The following is a 6046-nucleotide window of genomic DNA, read 5'->3' as shown; positions in this document are numbered from 1 at the left end:
CCGGCACACCCGCCGGCTGACCATCCAGCAGGGCGGGCCCGGCGACACGGTTCTGTCCCTCGTGGCCGACGGCCCCACGAAGGAGGGTGGCAGCTACCACTGCGTGTTCGAGGGCGAACTGACCGACGCCCCAGACGCCGACGGACCGGTGAGGATCGGCCCTTCCACCGTGACCGTCGGCCGGCCACGCACCGCCTGCACCCCGGGCGCCGCCACCGAGATCACCGTCCTTTCGGACGGCACGCTCCAGCGCGTGAACAGCAGCAGCGGGGAGAAGCTGACGTACACGAGGCAGTGAACCCCGAACTCCACGGCCTGACCACGGTGTTCACCGGCCGCACCGTCCGGGGCGTCTCGGTCACCCGCCTGGGACGGCACCCGTCCCAAAGGAGCGGCACCTCGTAGCGCCGAGCCGCGCACCCGCCCGGCCCCAGCCCAAACGCACAGTCACCTCGGCTCCGGCGGCCGCTGCCGAGGCATGTTGGGCCGCGCACCACCCCCCGGCGGCACGGAGAACCGCCCAGGGAAGCTCCCCGCCTCGCCCCCGCGCCCACTCCCCGAGAACGCCACCGCCTGCAACCCCACCGGCGCACCCCCGCTCCGAAACTCCCCCACCCACTCCGCGGTCTCCCCCCGCACCAGCTCACTCACATCCTCGGAGAACCTCCGCAGCACCCCGAGACACCGCTCGGCCGCCTCACTCGCGGTCCCCTCCGCCGGCCCCAGAACCTCCCGCACGCTCTCCGCCGCCCAGTCGAACTGGAGCGCCTGCAACCGGCGCTGCACGGCCTGCGCGGTGGCCACGTCCCGCATCCACCCCGTCGTCACCCCGAAGTACCGGTCGACGGCCACACACGCCACCCCCAGCAGCAGCGCCAGACACCCCCAGGGCGCGATGCCGCCCGCGACCCCGGTCAGATCCAGCAGGGGCAGCGCGACCCCGGTGACCGCCCCCACCGCGGTCCCGCAGCGCAGCGCCCGCGCGCACCGCCGCTTCCACACCCGGTCCTCCAGGTACCAGGCCGCCGTCTCGAGCGCCCCGCGCTCCACCCACCGGTACAGCTCGTCCAGCCGGACCGCCGGCTCCCCCCAGTCTCCGAGCGGGAAGGCCCGCCCGGTCAGATCGCCCGGCCGCAGCCGGGCCGCCCCCTCGCCCCGTCCGTCCTGAGGCGGCCCCTCGGGCTGCATCTCCGGCTGACCCACCCGGCACTCCCTACTGACCACGCTGCGTGACAAGAGACACACATGACGCACACGCGCCGGACCCTTCCTACCCCCCAATGGGTGGCGAGATGTAGCTTTCGCCGCTTTTCCGCCCGGAAGTATTCCTTGATCAGTTATACGGCGCGAGTGGAACTCACTCGAAAGAGTGCTGGGGCGACGGCAGGCCCGACCACGTAGGCTCGTGCCGAACGGGAAAACCCGTACCGAGCAAGGAGCTGATCGTGATCCCCGGTGGTGGCCAGCCCAATATGCAGCAGCTGCTCCAGCAGGCCCAGAAGATGCAACAGGACCTGGCACAGGCGCAGGAGGAACTGGCGCAGACGGAGGTCGACGGCCAGGCGGGCGGCGGTCTGGTGACCGCGACCGTCACCGGCGCCGGAGAGCTGCGCAACCTGAAGATCGACCCGAAGGCGGTGGACCCGGAGGACACCGAGACCCTCGCCGATCTGGTCGTGGCGGCGGTGCAGGCGGCCAACGAGAACGCGCAGGCGCTCCAGCAGGAGAAGCTGGGCCCGCTCGCGCAGGGTCTGGGCGGCGGCGGCATCCCCGGTCTGCCGTTCTGAGACGCTCACCGCCTTCCTCGGACGGGTGGCTGACAACTACGGTACGTACGGGCAGGCCGTACGGCCTTCCGAACGACCTCGATGACCCAGGAAAGGCAGTCCGTTGTACGAAGGCGTGGTCCAGGACCTGATCGACGAGCTGGGGCGGCTGCCCGGCGTCGGTCCCAAGAGCGCCCAGCGGATCGCCTTCCACATCCTGCAGGCGGAGCCCACGGACGTACGACGGCTCGCCCAGGCGCTCATGGAGGTCAAGGCGAAGGTCCGCTTCTGCGCGACCTGCGGCAACGTCGCGCAGGAGGAGTTGTGCAACATCTGCCGCGACACCCGCCGCGACCCCGCCGTCATCTGCGTCGTCGAGGAACCGAAGGACGTCGTGGCGATCGAGCGCACGCGTGAGTTCCGGGGCCGTTACCACGTCCTGGGCGGCGCGATCAGCCCGATCGACGGGGTGGGCCCGGACGACCTGCGGATCAGGGAACTCCTGGCCCGCCTGGCCGACGGCACGGTCACGGAACTCATCCTCGCCACCGACCCGAATCTCGAAGGCGAGGCGACCGCGACGTACCTCGCCCGCATGATCAAGCCCATGGGCCTGAAGGTCACCCGCCTGGCCAGCGGCCTCCCGGTGGGTGGCGACCTGGAATACGCGGACGAGGTGACCCTCGGTCGCGCCTTCGAGGGGAGACGACTCCTAGATGTCTGACGCCACGCTGCACGCGACCGAACAGAACCCGGACGACTTCGCGGTCCAGATCGCGGACCAGGTCGAGAGCTTCCTGGTCGCCGTCACGGAGATCGCGAAGGGCGACGAGCCGGAATCGGCCGTTCCCTTCCTGCTCCTGGAGGTCTCCCAGATCCTCCTCGCCGGCGGCCGCCTCGGCGCGCACGAGGACATCCTGCCCGACGAGCGCTACGAGCCCGACTCGGGCCCCGAGCCGGACGTCGACGAGCTCCGCGAGAATCTGGCCCGCCTCCTCGACCCCGTCGACGTCTACTCGGAGGTCTTCGACCCCTACGAGCCCCGCAAGGCTCCGGTCCCGGCCCGGATCTCCGACGACCTCACCGACGTCATCACCGACCTGCGCCACGGCATGGCCCACTACCGGGCGGGCCGTACCACGGAGGCCCTGTGGTGGTGGCAGTTCTCCTACTTCTCCAACTGGGGCTCCACCGCCTCCGCGACCCTCCGCGCCCTCCAGTCGGTCCTCGCCCACGTCCGCCTCAACCAGCCCCTGGCCGAACTCGACGGCCTGGACACGGACCAGGCCATGGGCGACGACACCCTGGAGATCGAGGCGGGCCGGGTGATGGTGGAGGAGATCGCGGAGCCGCTGGGGTTGCGCCCGGCCAAGTAGCCCACCGGCCCGCCACGGCCGCCGCGCGGCCGTGGCGGCACCGCGACCTCACCGGCCCACGGCGGCGGCCAGCGCCTCCCCGTCGACGTAGGGCGCGGTCGGCGTCGGCTCGCTGTACCACCTGAGCGGCCAGGTGTTCCCCTCCAGCGCCGGGATCCCGATGTACGTGACGGTGACCGTACGCGGGTCCCGCCCGCCCAGTTGCTGCACTCCGAGCGGCCAGTCATGTCTCCGTACCGCCCCGGGCGCCAGCAGAAAGTACACCCACCGCGGCCCGCTCGCCTCGCACACGATCGGCCCCGCGTCCCCGTCCGCCGCCTCGATCAGCCACTCGGCGACCAATTCCCCGCGCAGACCTTCGACCCGGACCGAGTCGAAGTGCACTCCCGCGACGTGGAGTTGATGACCTGCCGCCGGGACCCACTCAGGCCGGTGAATTGCGTTCGTCATGGCCACACACTCGTGGTCGTGCGGCTACTTTCGGTAGCGACTGTTGTCGTACACGTCGTGGTGTAACCGTCGGAGGTGGGCGCTGTGTCGGGCCAGTACAACTCCAATTCCCAGCCGCCGGTCGCCTGGCGGTACAGCGGCAACCAGATGAAGCGCTGGCGTACGAAGGCGAACGTCAGCCGGGAGGAACTGGCCGCCGCCGCCAACTACTCCCTGGACACCATCAAGTCCATGGAGCAGGGCGTACGCATGCCGACGCCACGCGCCCTCGACACGGCCGACGACCTGTGCGGGGCCGAGGGTTTTCTGAGCGCGGCCAAGGAGTACTTGCAGCGGGAGAAGTTCCCGGCGCGGGCGCAGGACTTCATGGAGAGGGAGCGGGAGGCGATCAGTCACTGGTCCTACGAAGTCACCTACGTACCAGGGCTGTTGCAGACGAGGCAGTACGCACGTGCCCTCATCGAGAATCACGTCCCGCCCCTGGACGACGAGACGGTGGAGGAACGGGTCGCCGCACGTATGGCGCGACAGGCCCTCCTCACCGAGGAGAAACCGCCAGTGGCTTTCTGCTTCCTCGTCTACGAGGCCGCGTTGCGCAATCCGCTGGTCGACGTGGAACAGCTGCGTCACCTGCTGGAGGCGTCCAGGCTGCGCAACGTCGTGCTTCAGGTGCTGCCGTTCGAAGGAACCGTTCCCACCGCACTGATGGGGCCCATGGTGCTCTTGGAGACCCACGACCATGAGCGGTTCGCCTTCGCGGAAGGCCCGTTGGTGAGCGAACTCTCGGCCGATCCGGGGGTTGTCCGCCTGGCGATGGAGCGGCTTAGCATGATCCGCACGCAGGCTCTCAGTCCCACTGAGTCGGCCCGTTTCATCGAGCGGATGGTGGATCAGTCATGAGTGACCAACTGCGCTGGGTCAAGTCGAGCTACAGCGACTCCGAGGGCGGCAACTGCGTCGAAGTCGCCCTGTCCGCCGCCGTCCACATCCGCGACTCCAAGACCCTCGCGGGCCCTGAGCTCCACGTCGCCGCCCCCGCCTGGTCGGCGTTCGTCTCCGCAGTTCGGCCCGAGGCTTGAGCCTCGGGCTTCGAGCCCTTTCCCTGGCGGACGGCAACCACCGCGAGATGATCGCGTGGCTGCAACGAGTGTGCATGCAACATCGCCCTGATCTGTGGCTGCACGCGGAGAGCGGGCTGAAGACGGAGCGTCACCGCAAGGGGCGCGCTCGCGCCGACGGAGTGCTCGTCCGGGTGGGTGGGCTCAAGGGCCAAGGGGAGTGGTCGGAAGCGGACGGCGCCCTGATGGCGGTCGAGATCACGTCGTACGACTCCGACACGAACCAGCGCGACCGCGTCGAGAAGCCCGACGGTTACGCGGCGGCAGGCATCCCGGTCTACCTCCTCATCGACCGGGACGACGCGTCGGTCGTCGTGTTCAACCAGCCCGAGGACGGCCGCTACCGCCACGAGGAGAAGCTGCCCTTCGGCGCCACCGTCAAGCTCCCCGAGCCGGTGAACTTCGACCTGGACACCGAGCCGCTGAAGGAGTTCGTCGACTGAGGCCGACGCTTCTCAGAGCCGTACGGCCGTGCCGGTCACGCCGATCCCCGCGTCCGCCTCCGTCGGTACCGTCACCGTGATCGTGCTCGGCCGTCCCATGTCCGTGCCCTGGTGGATCGTCAGGGTGGCTGGGGTCGGTACGAGCCCGAGTTCCCGCAGGTAGCCACCGAACGCGGCAGCCGCCGCCCCCGTGGCCGGGTCCTCGACCACACCGCCGGGCGGGAACGGGTTGCGGGCGTGGAAGACCGTGGGGGACTCCCGCCAGACCAGATCGATCGTGGTCCAGTCCTTGCGGGCCATGAGCGCGGCGAGCGCGGCCATGTCGTAGTCCAGGCCGGCCAGCCGGTCCCGGCTCGCCGCGGCGATGACCGGGTGCCAGGCTCCGGCGAAGGCCGCGCGGGGCGGCAGCGCCGGGTCCAGGTCCTCGGCGGACCAGCCCAGAATCCCCAGCAGTTCGGCCAGCTCGGCTTCCTCGACCGGTGCCGTACGCGGTGCGACGCTCACCAGGGTCGCCACGAGGGTGCCGTCCGCCGCCCGGTCGGTGGTGACGGTGACAGGGCCCGCCGCCGTGCGCAGCCGCAGGCGCCCGGTGCCGTGCCGCTCCGCGTGGGCCACGGCCGTCGCGATCGTCGCGTGGCCGCAGAACGACACCTCGGCGAGCGGGCTGAAGTACCGCACGTCCAGGGCACCGTCGCCGGACTCCACCACGAACGCCGTCTCGGAGTAGCCGACTTCGGCCGCCGTCGCCAGCAGCGTCGCGTCGTCGGCCCCGGTGGCGTCCAGCACCACCCCCGCGGGGTTGCCGCCCTTGGGATCCGTGCTGAACGCTACGTAGCGCAATATCTCCATGCCGAGACAGTAGCGTCCGGCTCCACGCTCACGCTGCGTGATTT

General features: G+C 70.4%; 9 protein-coding genes and 1 pseudogene. 7 read left to right on the top strand and 3 right to left on the bottom strand.

Annotation, left to right across the window (positions count from 1 at the left end):
* Positions 1 to 298 (top strand): annotated as a pseudogene (locus tag AOQ53_RS04000) (serine/threonine protein kinase); the annotation flags it as partial.
* 149 nt (positions 299 to 447) lie between these two features.
* Here AOQ53_RS04000 and AOQ53_RS03995 read toward each other — a convergent pair.
* Positions 448 to 1203 carry an SLATT domain-containing protein gene (locus AOQ53_RS03995; RefSeq protein ID WP_059415000.1) on the bottom strand — a complete coding sequence of 252 codons (756 nt, stop codon included), beginning with the start codon at positions 1201 to 1203 and terminating at the stop codon, positions 448 to 450.
* Positions 1204 to 1445: 242 nt separating this feature from the next.
* On the opposite strand from AOQ53_RS03995, the gene AOQ53_RS03990 reads away from it, so the two are divergent.
* The 3 genes from AOQ53_RS03990 (at position 1446) to AOQ53_RS03980 (ending at position 3142) form a co-directional block, all read left to right on the top strand.
* Positions 1446 to 1787: a YbaB/EbfC family nucleoid-associated protein gene (locus AOQ53_RS03990; protein ID WP_078945132.1), complete on the top strand. Its 342-nt coding sequence runs from the start codon at positions 1446 to 1448 to the stop codon at positions 1785 to 1787.
* A gap of 103 nt (positions 1788 to 1890) precedes the next feature.
* Positions 1891 to 2490, top strand: a complete 600-nt coding sequence (gene recR / locus AOQ53_RS03985; protein WP_003991835.1) for a recombination mediator RecR — start codon at positions 1891 to 1893, stop codon at positions 2488 to 2490.
* A complete protein-coding gene (locus tag AOQ53_RS03980) occupies positions 2483 to 3142 on the top strand; it encodes a DUF5063 domain-containing protein (protein WP_059414998.1) in 660 nt (219 codons plus the stop codon). The genes recR and AOQ53_RS03980 overlap by 8 nt, the downstream gene beginning before the upstream one ends.
* 48 nt (positions 3143 to 3190) lie before the next feature.
* On the opposite strand, the gene AOQ53_RS03975 is transcribed toward AOQ53_RS03980, so the two are convergent.
* Complete coding sequence (locus AOQ53_RS03975) at positions 3191 to 3592, bottom strand: hypothetical protein (RefSeq protein WP_408055133.1); 402 nt, start codon at positions 3590 to 3592, stop codon at positions 3191 to 3193.
* An 84-nt stretch (positions 3593 to 3676) separates the two neighbouring features.
* Here AOQ53_RS03975 and AOQ53_RS03970 point away from each other — a divergent pair, with 84 nt between their 5' ends.
* From AOQ53_RS03970 to AOQ53_RS03960, 3 genes are read left to right on the top strand one after another with little or no spacing between them, the layout of a single operon-like run.
* On the top strand, positions 3677 to 4492 hold the full coding sequence (locus AOQ53_RS03970; protein WP_236711557.1) for a helix-turn-helix domain-containing protein: 816 nt from the start codon (positions 3677 to 3679) through the stop codon (positions 4490 to 4492).
* A complete protein-coding gene (locus tag AOQ53_RS03965) occupies positions 4489 to 4671 on the top strand; it encodes a DUF397 domain-containing protein (protein ID WP_059414995.1) in 183 nt (60 codons plus the stop codon). The genes AOQ53_RS03970 and AOQ53_RS03965 overlap by 4 nt, the downstream gene beginning before the upstream one ends.
* Positions 4668 to 5153: a Uma2 family endonuclease gene (locus AOQ53_RS03960; RefSeq protein WP_269085435.1), complete on the top strand. Its 486-nt coding sequence runs from the start codon at positions 4668 to 4670 to the stop codon at positions 5151 to 5153. The genes AOQ53_RS03965 and AOQ53_RS03960 overlap by 4 nt, the downstream gene beginning before the upstream one ends.
* A gap of 12 nt (positions 5154 to 5165) precedes the next feature.
* Here AOQ53_RS03960 and AOQ53_RS03955 read toward each other — a convergent pair whose 3' ends face one another.
* Positions 5166 to 6002 carry a PhzF family phenazine biosynthesis protein gene (locus AOQ53_RS03955; RefSeq protein ID WP_059414992.1) on the bottom strand — a complete coding sequence of 279 codons (837 nt, stop codon included), beginning with the start codon at positions 6000 to 6002 and terminating at the stop codon, positions 5166 to 5168.
* Positions 6003 to 6046 lie beyond the last annotated feature (44 nt).

The sequence above is a fragment of the Streptomyces azureus genome, assembly GCF_001270025.1.
GTDB classification, from domain to species: Bacteria; Actinomycetota; Actinomycetes; order Streptomycetales; family Streptomycetaceae; genus Streptomyces; species Streptomyces azureus.
The sequence above is the reverse complement of the archived record's forward strand: the minus strand, read 5'-3'. Positions and strand labels throughout refer to the sequence as shown.